Annotated in this window: 2 protein-coding genes; one reads left to right on the forward strand and one right to left on the reverse strand. The window is 44.2% G+C overall.

What is annotated here, in order from left to right:
• Positions 1–249 precede the first annotated feature (249 nt).
• Complete coding sequence (locus ACEW7V_RS00750) at positions 250–393, forward strand: hypothetical protein (RefSeq protein ID WP_374695569.1); 144 nt, start codon at positions 250–252, stop codon at positions 391–393.
• A gap of 542 nt (positions 394–935) precedes the next feature.
• Here ACEW7V_RS00750 and ACEW7V_RS00755 read toward each other — a convergent pair.
• A partial coding sequence (locus tag ACEW7V_RS00755) for a hypothetical protein (protein ID WP_374695570.1) occupies positions 936–1,286 on the reverse strand: 351 nt, incomplete at its 5' end.

Raw genomic sequence — 1,286 nt, forward strand, 5'->3', positions numbered from 1 at the left:
GTTAACACTTGGGATAAAACTATGATAAAAAATGGTAATCAAAATTATTAAAGAAAAGGCATTATTTGCGGAAGTACTGAAAAGATAAGTCAGTGGATTGGAAAAATAATAATACAGTAGCAGGATGCTACTTATGATGGAAGCCAAAAGCAAACTTCTAAAAGACATTATTTAGGAAACAAGCGCAAAGAAAATAAACAAGTAGTTGATTGGCAACATTATGATACTTGGGATGCTACTTATGATAAAATGGTGAACCAAACATCCAAAAGACATTATTTAGAAACAAACACCGAAAATAATAAAGTAGTTGATTGGCAACATCGTTATACTTGGGGTAAAAGTAGTAATGTAGAACCAACTATTGCCTCTTACAAATGTTTTAGTGAATAAAAATACTCAAAAATAAATTTTATTTGCCCCAAACCAGCGGCCTGGATGCGGCGATCAATTTCATTAGATGCCCGGCTTTCGGTCGGAGAAGATCGCGATAGCAAAGTGGCCCACATCTCAGGTGCGAGATACCCCGAGAGGACACAGGCAAACAAAATAGGGATTAGCAAAATGGAGAGATGTACATAAAGGGACTGAGATGGGGTTGAAAAGGGGCTTCGAGCCCGGTGTCTGCGGCTGGATTCCGAAGTCGAAGAGGGAGATAACTTGGGGCCTCGCACCCCGCGACGTCCCGAAGGATGATTGGCCTCACACCACTCGACATCCAGGAGGATGAAGGACTCGCGACGCCCTGGGGCGACGGACAGGTGGCCTCACACCACTCGACGTCCCTGGGGACGAAGGCAACTTCACTCAAACCTAGTCTAGGAGACAATGGTTGGAGGATAAACAAACTCAAACACTCTTTTCATTCAATCATTCAATAGCTTTACAATGGAGGGATTGGGTCCTTTAAATAGGCACCCAAGGCCCATTTGAATTCAAAATAATTCAAACCCTTGAACCCAAATTACAACCCCAAAATTGATGCCCACATGGATGGGAAGATTCTTCATGGCCGACCAAATGGAGAGGATTGGCGTGGCATGTGGGAGGGCTTGGAGAGGGGGATTGGCCTCTTGACTTCCTTCTTTTGCATGCTCATTTTGGGAAGAAAACATGGAACAAGGCTTGCTTGAAGGGATGTGCTTCCTTTGATCCTTCAACGCCCACTTGGAGTGATTCATGGCCGGCCAAAGTGGAGGGAGCTTTGGGCATTGCAAGGTTGAAGGCTTGGAAAGGGGAGTGTGTCCTTTGACCTTCCATTCTTGCATGAACACTTTGGGAAGAAA

Source organism: Areca yellow leaf disease phytoplasma, from assembly GCF_041920595.1.